Annotated in this window: 15 protein-coding genes; 8 read left to right on the top strand and 7 right to left on the bottom strand. The window is 65.8% G+C overall.

Annotation, left to right across the window (positions count from 1 at the left end; translation table 11 throughout):
- Positions 1–277: 277 nt before the first annotated feature.
- Entirely contained in the window at positions 278–859 is a 582-nt protein-coding gene (locus ACX17K_RS09675) for a hypothetical protein (protein ID WP_493774619.1), read from the top strand.
- A 73-nt stretch (positions 860–932) separates the two neighbouring features.
- On the opposite strand, the gene gabD is transcribed toward ACX17K_RS09675, so the two are convergent.
- The 6 genes from gabD to ACX17K_RS09645 all read right to left on the bottom strand — a co-directional run bounded on the left by gabD (position 933) and on the right by ACX17K_RS09645 (position 10,081).
- Entirely contained in the window at positions 933–2,393 is a 1,461-nt protein-coding gene (gene gabD / locus ACX17K_RS09670; protein ID WP_493774618.1) for an NADP-dependent succinate-semialdehyde dehydrogenase, read from the bottom strand.
- A 70-nt stretch (positions 2,394–2,463) separates the two neighbouring features.
- Positions 2,464–3,729, bottom strand: a complete 1,266-nt coding sequence (gene gabT, locus ACX17K_RS09665) for a 4-aminobutyrate--2-oxoglutarate transaminase (RefSeq protein ID WP_493774617.1) — start codon at positions 3,727–3,729, stop codon at positions 2,464–2,466.
- Between the two features lie 182 nt (positions 3,730–3,911).
- Positions 3,912–5,255 (bottom strand): TolC family outer membrane protein, encoded by a 1,344-nt coding sequence (locus ACX17K_RS09660; RefSeq protein ID WP_493774616.1) that lies wholly within the window; start codon positions 5,253–5,255, stop codon positions 3,912–3,914.
- A complete protein-coding gene (locus ACX17K_RS09655) occupies positions 5,252–8,341 on the bottom strand; it encodes an efflux RND transporter permease subunit (RefSeq protein ID WP_493774615.1) in 3,090 nt (1,029 codons plus the stop codon). The genes ACX17K_RS09660 and ACX17K_RS09655 overlap by 4 nt, the downstream gene beginning before the upstream one ends.
- 10 nt (positions 8,342–8,351) lie before the next feature.
- Positions 8,352–9,419, bottom strand: coding sequence for an efflux RND transporter periplasmic adaptor subunit (locus ACX17K_RS09650; protein WP_493774614.1), 1,068 nt, complete (start codon positions 9,417–9,419; stop codon positions 8,352–8,354).
- A complete protein-coding gene (locus ACX17K_RS09645; protein ID WP_231162847.1) occupies positions 9,416–10,081 on the bottom strand; it encodes a TetR/AcrR family transcriptional regulator in 666 nt (221 codons plus the stop codon). Before ACX17K_RS09645 ends, ACX17K_RS09650 begins: the two co-directional genes overlap by 4 nt.
- Positions 10,082–10,258: 177 nt before the next feature.
- Between ACX17K_RS09645 and argB the strand changes: the two genes are divergently transcribed.
- The gene (gene argB / locus ACX17K_RS09640) at positions 10,259–11,128 is read left to right on the top strand and encodes an acetylglutamate kinase (RefSeq protein WP_166441209.1); all 870 of its coding nucleotides are present in this window, start codon (positions 10,259–10,261) and stop codon (positions 11,126–11,128) included.
- A 97-nt stretch (positions 11,129–11,225) separates the two neighbouring features.
- Complete coding sequence (locus tag ACX17K_RS09635; protein WP_347371015.1) at positions 11,226–11,660, top strand: CBS domain-containing protein; 435 nt, start codon at positions 11,226–11,228, stop codon at positions 11,658–11,660.
- A 59-nt stretch (positions 11,661–11,719) separates the two neighbouring features.
- On the opposite strand, the gene ACX17K_RS09630 is transcribed toward ACX17K_RS09635, so the two are convergent.
- Entirely contained in the window at positions 11,720–12,490 is a 771-nt protein-coding gene (locus ACX17K_RS09630; protein ID WP_493774613.1) for an IclR family transcriptional regulator, read from the bottom strand.
- A 132-nt stretch (positions 12,491–12,622) separates the two neighbouring features.
- On the opposite strand from ACX17K_RS09630, the gene ACX17K_RS09625 reads away from it, so the two are divergent.
- The 5 genes from ACX17K_RS09625 to ACX17K_RS09605 all read left to right on the top strand — a co-directional run bounded on the left by ACX17K_RS09625 (position 12,623) and on the right by ACX17K_RS09605 (position 18,174).
- On the top strand, positions 12,623–13,810 hold the full coding sequence (locus ACX17K_RS09625) for an acyl-CoA dehydrogenase (RefSeq protein ID WP_493774612.1): 1,188 nt from the start codon (positions 12,623–12,625) through the stop codon (positions 13,808–13,810).
- 217 nt (positions 13,811–14,027) lie between these two features.
- Positions 14,028–15,218 carry a CaiB/BaiF CoA transferase family protein gene (locus tag ACX17K_RS09620; RefSeq protein WP_493774611.1) on the top strand — a complete coding sequence of 397 codons (1,191 nt, stop codon included), beginning with the start codon at positions 14,028–14,030 and terminating at the stop codon, positions 15,216–15,218.
- A 102-nt stretch (positions 15,219–15,320) separates the two neighbouring features.
- Complete coding sequence (locus ACX17K_RS09615) at positions 15,321–16,940, top strand: electron transfer flavoprotein-ubiquinone oxidoreductase (protein ID WP_493774624.1); 1,620 nt, start codon at positions 15,321–15,323, stop codon at positions 16,938–16,940.
- Between the two features lie 335 nt (positions 16,941–17,275).
- Entirely contained in the window at positions 17,276–17,815 is a 540-nt protein-coding gene (locus tag ACX17K_RS09610) for a hypothetical protein (protein ID WP_493774610.1), read from the top strand.
- Between the two features lie 14 nt (positions 17,816–17,829).
- Positions 17,830–18,174 carry a DUF4870 family protein gene (locus ACX17K_RS09605; RefSeq protein ID WP_046158823.1) on the top strand — a complete coding sequence of 115 codons (345 nt, stop codon included), beginning with the start codon at positions 17,830–17,832 and terminating at the stop codon, positions 18,172–18,174.
- Positions 18,175–18,187 lie beyond the last annotated feature (13 nt).

Here is an 18,187-nt window from a genome sequence, read left to right as displayed (position 1 = left end):
CAGGACCGTGAAACGCCTTAGCGCCGATGATAGTGTGGCATTCGCCATGTGAAAGTAGGACACCGCCAGACGCCCCATACGCAGAACCCCAGCTCAGACGAGCTGGGGTTTTTGCTTTGCGCGCGCCCCGCGCGCGACTTCCAGCCCCGACCGGACCCCGGCGGGGCTTTGTCTTTGCTGGACGCGCAAGTTGGCGCATGCATATCAATGGCCAGGCTGCTTGATGCGGGGCGCTGGGCTATGATGGAAAGCCCAATCAAGCCAAGGAGCGATCGTGATGTGGTCTAAAACCGGAATTTACGCTGGATTGGTTTGCGCAGCGCTTGCCGCAGCGGGATCGGCGAGTGCCGATGAGCAGCCGTCCCGGCTTGTCGCCGCGGATGTCGCCGTTCAGCAGCATGAGATGCGGGGAGAGGTGGCGGCCATCGATATCGGGCAGCGTGTCGTCATGCTGAAAGGAGAGCGCGGTGCGATATTGGAGTTCCCGGTTGCTCCCGATGTGCGCAATCTCGAGCGATTGAAGGCGGGTGATATCGTGCGGGTCCGCTATCGCACCGCTGTGGCGCTGGCCTTGAAGAAAGGCGGCGACAATGTGCGCAAGGATGTGGAGCGGACGGTCAGAGTCCAGCCGCAAGAAGGCGGCAAACCCGGCGTGGTGGAGAGCCATGTGAGCACGCTGGTGAGCAATGTGGTGGCCTTGGACAGGAAGGACGGCGTTGTGACGCTGGAAGGGCCGCATGGGGGCCGGCTGGATGTGAATGTGCGCGATCCCAAATTGCTGGATGAGGTTGAGGTGGGGAATCAGGTTGTCGCGGTGATTACCGAATCGGCGGCGGTGTCGATCGAGCCGGCGCTTTGATTTCTTGTTGTGCAGCAAGTTGAAAAGGCCATCTTCGCGATGGCCTTTTGCATGTCGGACGTTGACGAGCGGCTCAGCGATCCAGTCCGCCCAGCAGCACGTATTTGATCTCCAGGTAGTCTTCGATGCCGTATTTCGAGCCTTCGCGGCCCAGGCCGGATTGTTTGACGCCGCCGAACGGCGCCGCCTCGTTGGACAGCAGACCGCTGTTGACCGCTACCATGCCGTATTCCAGGCCTTCGGCGACGCGGAAGATGCGGCCGACGTCTCGGGCGTAGAAGTAGCTGGCCAGGCCGAACTCGGTGTCGTTGGCCAGGCGGATCGCCTCTTCCTCGGTCTTGAAGCGGAACAGCGGCGCCAGCGGGCCGAAGGTTTCCTCGCGTGCTACTTTCATGTCGCTGCTGACGTCGGCGATCAGCGTCGGCTCGAAGAAGGTGTGGCCCAGCGCGTGGCGTTTGCCGCCGGCGATCAGGCGGCCGCCCTTGGCTAGCGCGTCGGCGATGTGCTCCTCCACCTTGGCGACCGCGTTCTGGTCGATCAGCGGGCCCTGGCTGACGCCTGCTTCCAGGCCGTTGCCGACCTTCAGCGTCGCGACCGCGGCGGCGAATTTGTCGGCGAAGGCGTCGTAGACGCCGTCCTGCACATAGATGCGGTTGGCGCAGACGCAGGTCTGGCCGGCGTTGCGGTATTTGGAGATCAGCGCGCCTTCCACCGCGGCGTCCAGATCGGCGTCGTCGAACACGATGAAGGGCGCGTTGCCGCCCAGCTCCATCGACACTTTCTTCACCGTGCCCGCGCATTGGGCGATCAGCTTGCGGCCGACTTCGGTAGAGCCTGTGAAGGAAAATTTCTTCACCGTGCCGCTGCCGGTCAGCACCGCGCCGATTTCGCTGGAGCCGCCGGTGATGACGGAGAACACGCCCGGCGGAATGCCGGCGCGTTCGGCAAGCTCGGCCAGCGCCAGCGCCGACAGCGGTGTCTGGCTGGCGGGGCGGACCACCATGGTGCAGCCGGCGGCCAGCGCCGGCGCGGCCTTGCGGGTGATCATCGCGCTGGGGAAGTTCCACGGCGTGATGGCGGCGGTGACGCCGATCGGCTCCTTGGTCACCAGCACGCGGCGGTCGCCGGCCGGACCGGGCACGATGTCGCCGTAGACGCGCTTGGCTTCCTCGGCATACCACTCGATGTAGCTGGCGCCGTAGGCGACCTCGCCTTTGGCCTCGGCCAGCGGCTTGCCTTGCTCGGAGGTCAGGATTACAGCCAGGTCCTGCTGATGGGCGATGATCAGGTCGAACCAGCGGCGCAGGATGGCGGCGCGCTCCTTGGCGCTCTTGGCCTTCCAGGCGGGGAAGGCGCGGGCGGCGGCGGCCACCGCGCGCTCGGCTTCGGCGGCGCCCATCTTTGGCACCTGGCCTACGGTTTCGCCGGTGGCCGGGTTTAGCACGGCGATGGACTGGCCGCTGTCGGCGTCCAGCCATTGGCCGTCCAGATAGCATTGCTGGCGCAGCAGCTTGGGATCTTGCAGATTCAACATATCGGGTATTCCTTGAGCAAACGAGCGGACGCGCCGTCAGGCGGGACCGCTCGCATAGGTAGATGGTCGATCAGGCCTTCAGCGCCGCCTCCAGTTTGCCCAGCGCCTCGGCGAAGATGTCGTCTTCGATGGTCAGCGGGAACAGGAAGCGCACCACATTGGCGTAGACGCCGCAGGTCAGCAGGATCAGGCCATTGGCCAGCGCGTGCTGCTGCACTTTTTTGGCGAAGTCGGGATCCGGGTTGTGGCTGCCGGGCTGGTTGAATTCGACGGCGATCATCGCGCCCAGGCCGCGCACTTCGGCGATTTGCGGCACGGCCGACTTGAGGCCGTTCAGTTTTTCCTTCAGCGCGTCGCCCAGGTGCTGGGCGCGTTCGTTCAGCTTCTCGCTGTCGATCACATCGAGCACGGCGTGCGCGGCGGCCAGCGCCAGCGGGTTGCCGGCATAGGTGCCGCCCAGGCCGCCCGGCGCCGGCGCGTCCATCACTTCGGCGCGGCCGGTGACTGCGGACAGCGGGAAGCCGCCGGCCAGCGATTTGGCCATGGTGATCAGGTCCGGCACCGCGTCGAAATGCTCGCTGGCCAGCAGCTTGCCGGTGCGGGCGAAGCCGGTTTGCACCTCGTCGGCGATCAGAAGGATGCCGTGGCGGTCGCACAGCGCGCGCAGCGCCTTCACCCATTCGGCCGGCGCGGCGTAGAAGCCGCCTTCGCCCTGCACCGGTTCGTAGATGATGGCGGCGACGCGCGCCGGGTCGATGTCGAATTTGAACAGCTTTTCCAGGCCGGCCAGCGAGTCCTCAACCGATACGCCGTGCAGCGCGTTCGGGTACGGCGCGTGGTAGACGTCGGAAGGGAAGGGGCCGAAGCCCAGCTTGTAGGGCGCCACTTTGCCGGTCAGCGCCATGCCCATCAATGTGCGGCCGTGGAAGGCGCCGCCGAAGGCGATCACGCCGGGGCGGCCGGTGGCGGCGCGGGCGATCTTCACCGCGTTTTCCACCGCTTCGGCGCCGGTGGTGAACAGGGCGGTTTTCTTGGCATGGCTGCCCGGCGTCAGCTGGTTGAGTTTTTCCGCCAGACTGATGTAGGACTCGTAGGGCACCACCTGGTAGCAGGTGTGGCTGAAGCGGGACAGCTGCTCCGCCACCGCGGCTTCCACTTTCGGGTGCAGGTGGCCGGTGTTGAGCACGCCGATGCCGCCGGCGAAGTCGATGTAGCGCCGGCCCTCGGTATCCCACACTTCCGCGTTTTTGGCGCGTTCGGCGAAGAAACTGCACATCACGCCGACGCCGCGCGGAGTGGCGTCGGATTTGCGTTGCATCAGTTGCTGCTGGCTCATGGAAATCTCCTCGGGGCCGGGCGATCGTGGCGCCGCCGCGGCGGGTCGATATGGCGTCGGGATGGCCGGCGCGTCAGCGGATCATTCTATGAGGGTGTTTAGCAAAAAGCTACAGATGCATTAAAAAATTAAACGCCTGTGGCGGAAGCGGCACAGGCGTTTCGTCGGAAGGGGTTTCGGGCTCAGCGCATGATCAGCTGGTTGACCTCGCCCAGCGTGTCCGGCTGCAACTGGCCGGCGGATTGAGCCAGCGCCAGACGCGCGGTCAGATAGCTGTATTTGGCGTTGGCCAGCGTGGTCAGCGCGGTGTAGTAGGCTTGCTCGGCCTGCAGCAGGTCGATGCTGGTGCGAATGCCCACTTCCTTGCCCAGGCGGGTGGATTCCACCTTGCTCTTGGCCGATACCAGCAGCTGTTGCTGCGCGCGAACCAGGGCCGCGCCGTTGGTCACGCCCAGGAAGGCCTTGCGCACGTCCTCCTTCACTTGGCGGCGGGTGGACTCCAGTTGGTCGCGCGCGGCGTCGCGCAGGGCTACGGCCTCCCGCACCTGGGAGTTGATGCCGCCGCCGGCGAACAGGGGCAGGGTGACGGTGACGCCCACCTGGCTGCCGCGGGTATGCTGCGCGCTGGGCAGGGTGCCAGGCTGGTTGCTGATGTTGTCGCTGTAGCCGGCGGTGAGGTTGACCGTGGGCAGGTGGTTGCCGCGCTTCTCGGTGATGGTCTGCTCGGCCAATTGCAGGTTCTGCTCGGCGCCCTTGATTTTCAGGCTGTTGCGCTGCGCCATGTCCACCCAGGCGTCCAGGCCGGCGGGCTTGGGCGGAACCAGCGGCAGCTGGTCGCGCACGGTCTGGATGCCGGCCGGCTCCAGGCCGGTCAGCCGTTTCAGATTGTTCTGCGCCAGCTCCAGATTGTTGGCGTCGCTGATTTCCTGCGCCACCGCGCCGTCGTAGCCGGCTTGGGCTTCGTGGGTGTCGGTGATGGTGGCGGTGCCGACCTCGAACGCGGTCTTGGCCTGTTCCAGCAGGTTTTGATAGGTCTTCTTGCTGGCGCGGGTGGCGGCCAGGGTGTCCTGGGCGCGCAGCACGTCGAAATAGGCCTGGGAGATGTCCAGGATCAGCTGTTGCTCGGCGGCGTCGAAGGTGGTGTCGGCCAGTTCGGTGCCGATCTTGCCCTTTTTGTAGCCGGTGTACTTGCCTACGTCGAACAGCGGCTGCTGCATATTGACGCTATAGCCGTGGTTTTCGTAATGCATGTCAGAGACCGGACGGCCGTAGGCGTCCAGCGTCGTTTTGGGCTGCAGCGGATTGTTGTAGTTGTAGTTGCCGCTGAGGTTGGCCTGCGGCAGCAACTGGCTGCGGCCCTGCACCGCTTTTTCCTGGCCTGCGTCGCGTTGGGCGCGGGCGGCGGCGAAGTCGGCGTTGTAGTCGCGGGCGGCCTGCCAGGCGCCGACCAGATCAAAGGCCTGGGCGGGCAGCGCTGCGCCTAACATCAGCAGGGCGGCGATGAGGGGGAGGCGGTGATTCTTCATTTGTGCTCTTGTTCTTGCGGTTGGGCGGAGAGCCGCTGTTCATTTCGTCCGACGCGGAACCATTGGGCGTACAGAGCCGGCAGGAACAGCAGAGTCAGCACGGTGGCGACCAGCAGCCCTCCCATGATGGCGACCGCCATCGGACCCCAGAACGTGCTGCGGGTCAATGGAATCATTGCCAAAATGGCGGCCAATGCCGTCAGCATTATGGGCCTAAAGCGGCGCACGGTGGAACCGACGATGGCCTCGAAGCGGTCTATGCCCTCGCGGATGTCATGTTCGATCTGGTCCACCAGAATCACCGAGTTGCGCATGATCATGCCCGACAGCGCGATCACGCCCAGCATCGCGACGAAGCCGAAAGGTGCGCGGAACAAGATCAGCGTCAGGGTGACGCCTATCATGCCGAGCGGCGCGGTGAGCACCACCATCAGCGTGCGCTGGAAGCTCTGCAACTGCAGCATCAGGAGTGTCAGAACTACAACAATCATCAAGGGCGCGACCGCGGCGATCGCCTTTTGCGACTTGCCGCTGGACTCCAGCGTGCCGCCGACCTCGATGTGGTAGCCCAGCGGCAGCGTGCGCTCCAGCGCCTGCATCTGCGGCCAGAGCTGGCCGGATACATCCGCGCCCTGCACGCCGTCCATCACGTCGGCGCTGACGGTGATCGCCGGCAGGCGGTTGCGGCGCCAGATGATGCCTTCCTCCGGCTCGTAGCGGACGTGGCCGATCTGCGACACCGGCACGAAGCGGCCGCTGCCGGTCTGCACCATCAGATTGCCCAGGCCGGCGACGTTCTTCTGCTCGCCCGGATTGAGGCGGGCGACGATGGCGATGCTCTGGTCGCCCTCGCGGAAGGCGCTGACGCTTGAGCCGGAGATCAGCATCTGCAGCTGCTGCGACAGCTGTTGCGAGCTCAAGCCCAGCGCGCTGGCCTTGTCCTGGTCGATGTCTATCCGCAGCGCCTTGACCTGCTCGCCCCAGTTCTGGTTGACGTGCAGCGTCGACGGCTGCTTGCGCACCAGCGCCTCCACCTGGTCGGCGATCTTGCGCACCTGGCCGTGCTCCGGGCCCATCACGCGGAACTGCACCGGGTAGCCGACCGGCGGGCCGTTCTCCAGCCGGGTGACGCGGCCTCGCACCAGCGGGAAGTCGTTGTCGAAGATCTTCTCCAGCCGTTTCTTCACCTCCTCGCGCACGTGCTCGTCGCGGGTCATCACCATCAGCTGCGCGTAGTTGACGTGCTGCTGCTGCTGGTCCAGCGGCAGGTAGAAGCGCGGGCTGCCGCTGCCGACGTAGCTGGTGACGCTGACCACGTTGGCGTCGGCGCGGGCCAGCTTCTCCATCTTTTCCACCTGCTCCAGCGTGGCGTGGTAGCTGGCGCCGCGCGGCAGCCACATGTCCACCATCAGCTCAGGCCGGTTGGACGAGGGGAAGAACTGCTGGGCGACGAGCAGCTTGAACGCCAGCAGCGACAGGATGAAGGCGCCCAGCGTGAAGGCGATCACGGTCTTGCGGTAGTCCAGGCACCAGGCCACCAGCGCGCGGAAGCGGCGGTAGAACGGCTTCTGGTAGACGTCGTGCTGCTCGCCGTGATGCGCGTGGGAGGGCAGCAGCTTGTAGCCCAGATAGGGCGTGAACACCACGGCGACGATCCACGACAGCACCAGCGCGATGCCCACCACGGCGAACAGGCTGAACACGTACTCGCCGGCCATCGACTTGGCCAGGCCCACCGGCAGGAAGGTGGCGGCGGTGATCAGCGTGCCGGTCAGCATCGGGAAGGCGGTGCTGGTATAGGCGTAGGTGGCGGCCTGGAACTTGTTCCAGCCCTGTTCCAGCTTCAGCGCCATCATTTCGACCGCGATGATGGCGTCGTCCACCAACAGGCCCAGCGCGATGATCAGCGAGCCCAGCGAGATGCGCTGCAGGTCGATGTTGAAGAAGTACATGGCGAGGAAGGTCATCGCCAGCACCAGCGGGATGGATAGCGCCACCACCACGCCGGTGCGCAGCCCCAGGCTGAAGAAGCTGACGGCGAGCACGATCACCACCGCCTCCACCAGCGAGCGCATGAACTCGCCCACCGCGTCGTGCACCACCTTGGGCTGGTCGGACACGGCGTGGATCTCCACGCCCAGCGGCAGCTTGCCCTTGATGCGGGCGATGGCCTGGTCCAGGTTGGCGCCCAGCTTCAGCACGTCGCCGCCGCTCTTCATGCTGATGGCCAGCGCCAGCACCGGCTTGCCGTTGAAGCGCACGCTGGTGGCCGGCGGGTCGATGTAGCCGCGCGAGACGGCGGCGATGTCGCCCAGCTTGAAGGTGCGGCCGCCCGCGCTGACCGGCGTCGCGGCCACGGCTGCCACCGAATCGTACTTGCCGGTGGGGCGCACCCAGATGCGGTCGCTGGCGGTTTCGAAGGTGCCGGCCGGCGTCATCGCGTTCTGCTGCTGCAGCGCCTGCCAGATGGAGCGGCTGTCGAGGCCCAGGCTGGCCAGCTTGGCGCTGGACAGGTCGACGTAGATGCGCTGGTCCTGCTTGCCCAGCATCTGCACCTTGGCCACGTCCGGCGTGCGCAGCAGTTCTTTCTTGGCCGCTTCCGCGTACTGGCGCAGCTCCTCGTAGCTGAAGCCGTCGCCGCTGAAGGCGTAGATATTGCCGAAGGTGTCGCCGAACTCGTCGTTGAAGAACGGCCCCTGCACGCCGGACGGCAGCGTGTAGGCGATGTCGCCCAGCTTCTTGCGCACCTGGTACCACAGCTGCGGCACGTTCTTGGGCGGCACGTCCTCGCGCAGCGACACCACCATCAGGCTTTCGCCCGGCTTGGTGTAGCTCTGCACGTAGTCGATCTCGCCCATCTCCTGCAGCTTTTCCTCCAGCTTGTCAGTGACCTGCTGTTCCATTTCCAGCGTGGTGGCGCCGGGCCAGTTGGCCTGCACCAGCATCGCCTTGAAGGTGAATTCCGGATCCTCCTTCTGGCCCAGCTGGGTATAGGCCCAGCCGCCGGCCAGCATCAGCATGATCATCAGGTAGCGCACCAGCGCCTGATGGCCCAGCGCCCATTCGGACAGATTGAGTTTCTTCATCGGCGCGCCCTCATTGTTCCAGCAGCTTGACGCGCTGGCCTTCGCGCAGCAGGTGCACGCCGGCGGTGGCCACCTTGTCGCCCGGACGGACGCCCGAGGCGATGACGGCGCCGCTGTCGTCTATCGACGCCACCGTCACCGGCTTGCGGCTGACGCGCAGGCTCTGGCCGTCTATCGTCCACACGTACTGCTTGCCCTGCAGATCCAGCAGCGCGGTCAACGGCAGCTTGAGCTCGCCGCTGGAGCGGGCGGGCAGGGCGGCGGTGGCGGTCATGCCCAGTTGCAGCGCGTGGCTGTCGCCGGCCAGCGCGATCCGCGCCGGATAAGTGCGGGTGGCCGGATCGGCGTCGGCGGCCAGCTCGCGCAGCTTGCCCTCCAGCGGCGCGCCGCCCTTCCACAGCGTCACGCGGAACGCGCCGGCCTGGCGCACCGCCTCCAGCGCGTTTTCCGGCACCTGGATGGCGATTTCGCGCGCGCCGTCCTGCGACAGCCGGGCCACCGGCTGGCCGGCGGCCACCACCAGGCCGGGCTCGGCCTGCATCTGGCTGACCACGCCGTCGGCGTCGGCCGTCAGCGTCGCGTAGCCGGTCTGGTTGCGGCTGGCGGACAGCGCGGCGCGCGCCTGGCTGACCTTGGCCTGGGCGGCGTTGACGCCGTTCTGCTGCCCGTCCACCTGGGCCTGGCTGATGAATTGTTTGGCCAGCAGTTCGCGGTAGCGTTTCAGGTTGAGCTGCTGCTGGGCGAGGTCGGATTCGGCAGCCGCCAGCTGCGCCTGCTTGGCCGCCAGGTCCAGCTGGTAGTCGCTGGGGTCCAGCCGCGCCAGCGGCTGGCCCTTCTTCACGCGCTCGCCGCTGTTGACCAGTTTGGCGACCACCTTGCCGGCCACGCGGAAGGCGAGCTGGGTCTCGTGGCGGGCGCGGATTTCGCCGGCGTAGCTGTCGCCGCCGATTTCAGCGTTGCCGCCGGCTGTCATGTAGCGCACCGGACGGATGTCTTCCGGCGCGGCGGCCTGGTCCTTGCAGGCGGACAGGCCCAGCGCGGCGATGAGCGGCAGGGCGAGGGGGAGGATGGATTTCATGTGCGGGCGTCCTGGGGCGCGGGCTGGTGCATGCCTTGCAGCGTCAGCCGCAGCGAGGTCTTGAGGAATTCGAGCGGATTGTCCTTGAGGCTGTCGCAACAGCCGGGCACCAGGGCGAAGGAGTGGCTGAGGATCATGGTCATCATCATCGGCGCGGTCAGCGCGTCGATCGCGTAGTCGAGGTGGACCGGGCGGAATTCGCCGCTGTCCATGCCGCGCTGGATGATGTGGCCCAGCAGCTGGCGCGCCGGCAGGATGGCTTCTTCGTAATAGAAGCGCGTCAGATCGGGGAAGTTGGTGGCCTCGGCCGCCATCAGCTTGCACAGGCCGGCGGCGCGGGTGGAGCCGATGTGGGTCCACCAGTCCTCCAGCGCCAGGAACAGCAGCTCGCTGCTGCCGATGCCGTGTAGCTGAGCCAGCTGCGCGCTCATCGCGTGGACGCGGGCGACGATGGTTTCGCGCACCACCGCCTTGAAGATCTCTTCCTTGTTCTGGAAGTACAGATACGGCGTGCCCTTGGTGACGCCGGCGGCGCGGGCGATGTCTTCCATCTTGGTGGCGAGATAGCCTTTTTCGACGAACAGCGTCAGCGCTGCGTCAAGGATCTCGCTGGGCCTGGCGTCCTTCTTGCGCTGCCAGCGGCTGGAGCCGGTTTCTCCCATATCGGTCTTTCTGAATACTTGTTCAGTAATGTCGGCACTGTAGGCCTTTTGGTCAGGGACGGGCAATTAATAAATCACAGTTCAGCAATTGGAGTGATTAAAATGCAACACCGTAATCCGAAATCGCCGGCCAGCCGTTAAGGTGGCGAAAGCGATCCGCTAGCAAGGAGAAATGAAGTGGCAACAGACGCAGCCGAAAAGGCGAACATCCTGGCCGAGGCCCTGCCTTACATCCGCCAGTTCGCCGGCAAGACCATCGTGATCAAGTACGGCGGCAACGCGATGACCGACGAAGCGCTGAAAGAAGGCTTCGCCAAGGACGTGGTGCTGCTGAAGCTGGTGGGGATGAATCCGGTGGTGGTGCATGGCGGCGGCCCGCAGATCAATGACTTGCTGGCGCGGGTCGGCAAGCAGGGCGAGTTCATTCAGGGCATGCGTGTCACCGACGCCGAAACCATGGAAGTGGTGGAAATGGTGCTGGGCGGCCTGGTGAACAAGGAGATCGTGTCGCTGATCAACAAGCATGGCGGCAAGGCGGTGGGCCTGACCGGCAAGGACGGCCACTTCATCCGCGCCCGCAAGCTGTTCCTGAAGACCGACGGCGACGAGGCGGTGGATATCGGCCAGGTCGGCGAGATCGAGTCCATCGACCCGTCGCTGGTGTCGCTGCTGGACAGCCAGGATTTCATCCCGGTGGTGGCGCCGATAGGCGTCGGCGTCGACGGCGAGGCCTACAACATCAACGCCGATCTGGTGGCCGGCAAGCTGGCTGAGACGCTGAAGGCGGAAAAGCTGGTGCTGATGACCAATACCCCGGGCGTGCTGGACAAGCAGGGCCAGTTGCTGACCGGCCTGACCGCGCAGCGCATCGACGAACTGTTCGCCGACGGCACCATCTCCGGCGGCATGCTGCCCAAGATCAGCTCGGCGCTGGATGCCGCCAAGAACGGCGTGCAGGCGGTCCATATCATCGACGGCCGCGTCAAGCACGCGCTGCTGCTGGAAATCCTGACCGCGGCCGGCGTCGGCACCATGATCCGCGCCTGAGGCCGGCTGTCCGGGAGACGTGGAGCCGGCGGCGGCGGTGGGCTATAGTGACGGCATGCCGCGCGCGTAGCCGCGGCGGCTCACAAGGGGAGGCAGCATGCAGACCGTGAAGCAATTTCTGGACAGCAAGCCCAACCGGGCCTTGGTGTACGTGACGCCGGACAGCACCGTGTTCCAGGCGCTGCAGGTGATGGCGGAAAACGACATCGGCGCGGTGCTGGTGATGGAGTCCGGCGATATCGTCGGCATCTTTTCCGAGCGCGACTACGCTCGCCGCATCGTGTTGCAGGGGCGGACCTCGGCCGGGACCAAGGTTCGCGACATCATGACCAGCCGCGTGGTGTACGTGACGCCGTTGCAGACGCTGGACGAGTGCCGGGCGCTGATGACGGAGAAGCGCATCCGCCATCTGCCGGTGATGGAGGACCAGACCGTGCTGGGCATCCTGTCCATCGGCGATCTGGTGCGGGCGACCATAGAAGAGCAGGAGCAGGTGATCAACCATCTGGTCCATTACATCCAGTCCGCCTGATTCCACTACGCAATCCAGCCGACGGCCCGCTAAGAAGCGGGCCGTTGTCGTTGGCGCGCTCAGCCGGGCATCGGCGCGATGCGCTGGCGCAGCGCGCGCAAGGCCGGCGCCACGCGCTCGCGCATCGCGGACTCGTCGAAGGCGAAGGCCGGGCCGCTGGCGTTGAGCGCCATCGCCGGCTGGCCGGGAAGCAGCGCAGGCAGGTGGATGCCCACCGCCATCACGTCGGGTTCGTATTCGCCGAAGGACGCGGTGTAGCCGTGGATGCCGTAATCGGCGCAGGCCTGCAGCAGCCGCGAGCGCAGCGCCGGCCAGTCGTCGCGGTAGCGCTCGGCCAGCAGCGGCAGCAGCGCCTCGCGCTCCTGCGGAGGCAGGCCGGCGAAGTAGGCGCGGCCGATCGCCGTGGTGGCCAGCGGCACCCGCGAGCCGGTGGACAGCTGCACCGACACCCGGGCCTGGCTGCGGCAGGTTTCCAGATACACCATGTCGCTGCCGTCGCGCAGCGCCAGACTGACCGATACATTGTTGGCCAGCGCGAACTCGCGCATCAGCGGCGCGGCCGCCGCGCGCGTGTCATAGCCGGCCAGCGCCGCCGATCCCAGCGCCAGCAGCGCCAGTCCCAGCTTGTATTGGCCGCCTTCCCCTTCCTGTTGCAGATAGCCCAGCCTAGTCAGGGTGTAGCTCAACCTCGACACGGTGGACTTGGGCAGCCCGGTGCGGCGCGCCAGTTCCTGGTTGGACAGCGCGCCCTCGCCGGGGCGGAACGCCGCCAGCACCTCCAGGCCGCGCGCCAGCGCGGTGACGAATTGGCGGTCTTCTTCCTGTTGCATCCTGTTCCCCATTGCGGCAAAGAATTTGCCGCATGACAGGTAAATCGCTTTACAAGCGCGCGGCAGAGTGTTTAGTCTATTCTGCATGGTGAAATCTAATTCCGCAATGCGGAACTAAGTGGGAGAAAGCAGATGGCAGCATCCACGCAGCGCGCCTCGTTCGCTTGGGAAGATCCCTTGCTGTTGCAGAACCAGCTGACCGACGAGGAGCGGCTGGTGCAGCAGAGCGCGCACGAGTATTGCCAGGAGCGGCTGCTGCCGCGGGTGCTGACCGCCAACCGCGAAGAGCGCTTCGACCGCGAGATCATCAACGAGATGGGCGAGCTGGGTTTTCTCGGCTGCACGATAGAGGGCTACGGCTGCGCCGGCCTGTCGCATGTCGCCTACGGCCTGGTGGCGCGCGAGGTGGAGCGGGTGGATTCCGGCTACCGCTCGGCGATGAGCGTGCAGTCGTCCTTGGTGATGCACCCGATCTGGGCCTACGGTTCCGACGCGCAGAAGGACAAGTACCTGCCCAAGTTCGCCAGCGGCGAATGGCTGGGCTGTTTCGGCCTGACCGAGCCGGATTCCGGCTCCGACCCCGCCAGCATGAAGGCCCGCGCCCGCAAGGTGGACGGCGGCTATCTGCTGTCCGGCAGCAAGATGTGGATCACCAACAGCCCGGCCGCCGATGTGTTCGTGGTCTGGGCCAAAGACGACGATGAAGAGATCCGCGGCTTCATCCTGGAGAAGGGCATGAAGGGCCTGTCCGCTCCGGCCATCCATGGCAAGTTTTCCCTGCGCGCGTCGATCACCGGCGAAATCGTGATGGACGACGTGCTGGTGGCGGACGAGCAGCTGCTGCCGGGCGTCAAAGGGCTGAAGGGACCGTTCGGTTGCCTGAACAAGGCGCGCTACGGCATCGCCTGGGGCGCGATGGGCGCAGCGGAGTTCTGCTGGCACGCCGCCCGCCAGTACACGCTGGACCGCCGGCAGTTCGGCCGGCCGCTGGCTGCCAACCAGCTGATCCAGCTGAAGCTGGCGAATATGCAGACCGAGATCGCGCTAGGCCTGCAGGCCGCGCTGCAGGTGGGCAGGCTGATGGACGAAGGCCGCGCCGCGCCGGAAATGATCTCGCTGATCAAGCGCAACAACTGCGGCAAGGCGCTGGACATCGCCCGCATCGCCCGCGACATGCACGGCGGTAACGGCATCAGCGACGAATTCCACGTGATCCGCCATGTGATGAATCTGGAGGCGGTCAACACTTACGAGGGCACGCATGACGTGCATGCCCTGATTCTGGGCCGAGCCCAGACCGGTATTCAGGCATTTGCCTGATAAGCCGGCGAGGCCGGAGGGCCGGCCGCGCCGTTGATTCCTGTCTGTCCTTTGTTGGCCCGGCTTCGCCGGGCCACTTTTTTTGCCGGAACGCATTGCGAGCCGGATAAGGGACGGTGTCTGGAATATCAGCGATTGCTACACTGAAAGCGCCGTGCGGCGGCGAGCGCCGCGAACGGGCGGCATCATCGACATCCGAGTGGGGGAGGGAAGCGCGATGGCAGGAGCGTTGTCGGGTATCAAGGTGGTGGATCTGAGCCGGGTGCTGGCGGGGCCGTGGGCGAGCCAGCTGCTGGCCGATCTGGGCGCGGAAGTGATCAAGATAGAGAAGCCGGGCAGCGGCGACGACACCCGGCAATGGGCGCCGCCCAGCCTGCCGGACGGCAAGGCCGCCTATTTCCTGTGCACCAACCGCGGCAAGCGCTCGCTGACGGTGGACATCTCCCAGCCCGCCGGCCAGGACATCGTGCGCAAGCTGGTGGCCGACGCGGATGTGGTGCTGGAGAACTACAAGGTGGGCGGGCTGAAGAAGTACCGGCTGGATTACGACAGCCTGAAGGCCGTCAATCCCAAGCTGGTGTACTGCTCGATCACCGGTTTTGGCCAGACCGGCCCTTACGCCAGCCTGGCCGGCTACGACTACATCGTGCAGGGCATGTCCGGCCTGATGAGCATCACCGGCCCGGCCGACGGCGAGCCGCACAAGGTGGGCGTGGCGGTGTCGGACCTGTTCACCGGCTTGTATGCCGCCAACGCGGTGCAGGCGGCGCTGATCGCCCGCGAGCGCACCGGCGCCGGCCAGCATATCGACATGGCGCTGTTCGACTGCTCGCTGGCGATGTTGGCCAATGTCGCCTCCAACTGGCTGGTCGGGCATAATGTGCCGCCTCGGCTGGGCAACGCCCACGCCAATATCGTGCCCTACCAGGTGTTCGCCGCCTCCGATGGCCACTTCATCCTGGCTTGCGGCAACGACAAGCAGTTCGCCGAAGTGTGCCGGCTGGTCGGCCAGGCGCAGTGGGCGCGCGATCCGCGCTACGCGACCAATCCGCAGCGGGTCGCCCACCGCGTGCAACTGGTGCCTCTGCTGGCCCAGGCCTTCCGCCACCATGGCCGCGACTACTGGCTATCGGCGCTGGACAAGGCCGGCGTGCCCTGCGGCCCGATCAACAATGTGGCCGAGGCATTCGCCGACCCGCAGGCGCAGGCGCGGGAAATGGAACTGGAAATGCGCGACGCCGCCGGACAGCAAGTGCCGCTGGTAGGGTGTCCGATCAAACTTTCCGGCACGCCGGTCGAGTACAATCTAGCCCCTCCCGCTCTGGGAGAACATACTGAGCAGATCTTGCGCGCGTTGGGTTATGTGGATTCGGACATTGTCGCATTGCGCAACAATGGCACCGTTTAAACGCTTGTTTGATTTTGACGACGTGACATCTTCATAGCATGATGTCCGGAAAATCAAACCCGTCCCAGCGGGCGCAAAGGAGAAACGGTGCAACGCGAATACATGGAATACGACGTGGTGATCGTCGGCGGCGGCCCTTCCGGCCTGTCCGCGGCGATCCGTCTGAAACAACTGGCGGCCGAGCAGGGCCGCGACATCAGCGTCTGTCTGCTGGAGAAGGGTTCCGAGATCGGCGCCCACATCCTGTCCGGCGCGGTGATCGAAACCGGCGCGCTGGCCGAACTGCTGCCCAACTGGAAGGAACTGGACGCGCCGCTGAACACGCCGGCGCTGTCGGACCGCTTCCTCTACCTGACCGAGACCGAGTCCATCCAGCTGCCCACCCCGCCGCAGATGCACAACAAGGGCAACTACATCGTCAGCCTGGGCAACTTCTGCCGCTGGCTGGGCCAACAAGCCGAGAACCTGGGCGTGGAGATCTACCCGGGTTTCGCCGCCGCCGAAGTGCTGTACCACGCGGACGGCTCGGTCAAGGGCGTGGCCACCGGCAATGTCGGCACCGGCAAGAACGGCGACCAGGAAGGCGAGCCGGGCATGGAGCTGTGGGCGAAGCAGACCATCTTCGCCGAAGGCTGTAGGGGCTCGCTGACCAAGGGGCTGCTGTCGCGCTTCCGCCTGACCGACGGCGCCGATCCGCAGACTTTCGGCATCGGCATCAAGGAATTGTGGGAAGTGAAGCCGGAAAACCACCAGCCCGGCCATATCACCCACACCGTCGGCTGGCCGATGGACACCGCCACCTACGGCGGATCCTTCCTCTATCACCTGGAAGACAATCTGGTGGCGGTCGGCTTCGTGGTAGGTCTGGATTACCAGAATCCCTATCTGTCGCCGTTCGAGGAATTCCAGCGCTTCAAGACCCATCCGGCGATCAAGAGCACGTTCGAAGGCGGCCGCCGAGTGTCCTACGGCGCGCGCGCGCTGACCGAGGGCGGCCTGCAGAGCCTGCCCAAGCTGACCTTCCCCGGCGGCGTGCTGGTCGGCGACACCGCCGGCTTCCTCAATGTGCCCAAGATCAAGGGCACCCACACCGCGATGAAGTCGGCGATGCTGGCGGCAGAGGCGGTGTTCGAACTGCTGGGCGACGACGCGCAGGCTCAGGGCGGCGAGGCCAAGGCCTACTCGGCCAAGTTCCAGAAGAGCTGGGTCCGCGACGAGTTGCACAAGGTGCGCAACATCCGCCCGTCGTTCCGCTGGGGGCTGTGGCCGGCGATGATCTACTCGGCCATCGACACCTTCCTGTTCCGCGGCCGCGCGCCGTGGACGCTGCATCACAAGCACGCCGACAACGAGGAGCTGCGCCCGGCCTACGAATTCAGCCCGATCGCCTATCCCAAGCCGGACGGCGTGCTGACCTTCGATCGCCTGTCGTCGGTGTTCATCTCCAACGCCAACCACAGCGAAGACCAGCCGGCGCACCTGACGCTGAAGGACGCGTCGGTGCCGATCGCGGTCAACCTGGCCAAGTACGACGCCCCCGAGCAACGCTACTGCCCGGCCGGCGTGTACGAGATCGTCGGCCAGGATGAAGGCGCGCCGCGGCTGCAGATCAACGCGCAGAACTGCGTGCACTGCAAGACCTGCGACATCAAGGACCCGACCCAGAACATCAACTGGGTGACGCCGGAGGGCGGCGGCGGGCCGAACTACCCTAACATGTGATCGGGCGTTTGATGCCGCCAGGGGCCGGGTTTTCCGTCGGGAAACCCGGCTTTTTGTTTTGATCGCCGCCAAGTCTTGCGAAACAACGGCTTGACGGCGGCGGCCATCGTTGGCAGCATGGACGGCATGCTTGAAAAAACCGTGTTTTTCGCCCACGCCTATTATTGGTACCGCCCCTCCCGGCGGCGCCAGGGATAGGCTCGGCAGCGAGATACGCGAAGCCGTCGAGCAGATTACCGACCATGCCGCCGAATACCGGCGGCATTTGTCATTTCAGTCTCAAACAGCAAATGGTCTCCGGAGCGGCGGCAAGCTTTTATCCAGGAGACAGTGCCATGAACGAAGTCAGCGACGCCCTTTCACTCGCCACCAGCCGCAGCCTGCCCCAGGCGGACCTGCCGCTGTATCCGGTCGCCCTGGCGACCGACGGCGAGGCGCTGGCTTATCGTCCCGGACCGCCGCCGCGGCTGCCGGCCGGCGGCTGCCTGTCCGAAGCGCTGCTGCCGGAAATCCGCGAGCTGGCATTGCGCCTGGCGCTGGCGCGAGGCTGGCCGCAAGGGCGGACGCCGGACCGCGTCGCCGAGCCCGCCGACTGGCTGGCGGCGCGCATTCTGCTGCTGGAGTGGCAGCAGGTGGAGCTGGCACTGGACGAGCTGGCGCTGCTGGACGAGGCCAACCGCCGCGCGAGCGGGCTGGCCAAGGCGCGGGGCGTGGCGTTTTCGCCGGCGCTGCCGGTGCTGTTGCCGGCGGGCCGCCAGCCTGGCGCGCTGCGGGGCTGGCGCGCGCACCCGTTGCCGCGGGGCGGGGCGGCCGAAGCCAGCCGGCGTTGCCGCGAACGATTGGCGGCGCGGTTTGCCGAACTGTCTGAACAATGAACAGGAGCATGCCCATGGAGCTGGAGCTTCACGACGAGAACGAACGCAAGCTGAACAATCTGACGCTGGCGGTGTATATCCTGCAGGCGGTCAGCCTGCTGGTCGGCGTCACAGCGCTGGTCGGCGTCATCATCAACTACGTGAAGCGCGACGACGTGCGCGGCACCTTGTACGAAAGCCATTTCGAATGGCAGATCCGCACCTTCTGGCTGGCCTTGCTGGGCTATGTGGTCGGTTTCGCCACGCTGTGGATGCTGGTGGGCGGCGTGGTGCTGTTCGCGGTGTGGGTGTGGTACATCTACCGCGTGGTGAAGGGATTCTTGTATTTCAACGACCGCAAGGTCATGCCGGCGAAATGAAAAGGCGGGCGCC

It is taken from the genome of Chromobacterium sp. INPA-IVC, assembly GCF_059047085.1.
Note: the sequence above shows the minus strand (reverse complement) of the source record. Positions and strands in the feature narration are given on the sequence as shown.